Raw genomic sequence first — 1071 nt, 5'->3', positions numbered from 1 at the left:
GAAATGAATAATGAGACTCAAATTAGTAGGAATTTTCATTTGTGTAATTATGATGTTAGGTATCTTTATAATTTACACCAATCAATCTATTGGTAAAGAACCAGATAAGACGAACTATGAATCTCGTGAAAACTCCATAAATAAAGAGAAAGATAGTAGAGGAAAAGGGCAATCAAAATACAATGAAAGTTCTTTTGCTAGTATACAGGCTGTAGTTAATAAGGAATATGGATTACCCGAAGACTATAAACCAGAGGATTTAGTTGTACCAAATGTACCATTCTCATTTAGTGGAACGGTAGAAAAGAGCCACCTCCGTAAAGAGGCGGCAGAAGCACTGGAAAAGTTATTTGATTTAGCAAAGCAGGAGGGGATTCAGTTAAATGCTGTTTCGGGATTTCGTTCCTATGACTATCAACAACGATTGTATACAAACAATGTGAAAAGAAAAGGACAAGAGCATACGGATCGCTTCTCGGCAAAACCAGGACATAGCGAACATCAAACAGGGTTAACAATGGACGTTTCTTCTAAAAGTGCGAACAATGAACTAGAGTTATCCTTTGCTAATACGAAGGAAGGAAAATGGCTGAAAGAAAACGCGCATCGCGCAGGGTTTATCATTCGTTACCCTAAGGGAAAGGAAAGTATTACAGGTTATGCATATGAACCTTGGCATATTCGCTATGTAGGAGATATTGCTGAAAATATATATAAACAAAAGCAGACTTTAGAAGAATACATGAATCTATGAAAATAGAATTGAAGAATTAAACTGGCTATCAATAGACGTGAGATTGTAAAAGGCAGGGGATATAAATTAAGGTGTTTTTTAATTTTTTTGGTGAAGAGGGAAGGTCTCCCTCTTCTTTTTTCATTCCTTGTAAAATTTGAGGATGTCTTAAGGGAATGAAAAGATGAATTGTGTGAATTTATTAATATAGGCTACTTTAGGTGGCTTCTAGAGATATTTTTTGAGGGAATACAATGTTATAAGTTTGTAGTATTCATTGCAGCAATTGACTATATTATAGGAGCATTCACGTTGGAATATAACAGAGAATTATAGAG

1 protein-coding gene is annotated in these 1071 nt (G+C 34.8%); it reads left to right on the top strand.

Annotation, left to right across the window (positions count from 1 at the left end; genetic code table 11):
• Positions 1–10: 10 nt before the first annotated feature.
• Positions 11–754, top strand: a complete 744-nt coding sequence (locus tag ACQGS6_RS29190) for a M15 family metallopeptidase (RefSeq protein WP_001237442.1) — start codon at positions 11–13, stop codon at positions 752–754.
• Positions 755–1071: the final 317 nt, after the last annotated feature.

The organism is Bacillus sp. GMs2/2 (assembly GCF_050172095.1).
Taxonomy (GTDB): Bacteria; Bacillota; Bacilli; order Bacillales; family Bacillaceae_G; genus Bacillus_A; species Bacillus_A cereus.
Note: the sequence above shows the minus strand (reverse complement) of the source record. Positions and strands in the feature narration are given on the sequence as shown.

What these genes read in the sequence shown, in the direction of transcription:
- ACQGS6_RS29190 (WP_001237442.1), top strand. Translation starts at nt 11, where the DNA reads ATGAGACTCAAATTAGTAGGAATTTTCATTTGTGTAATTATGATGTTA.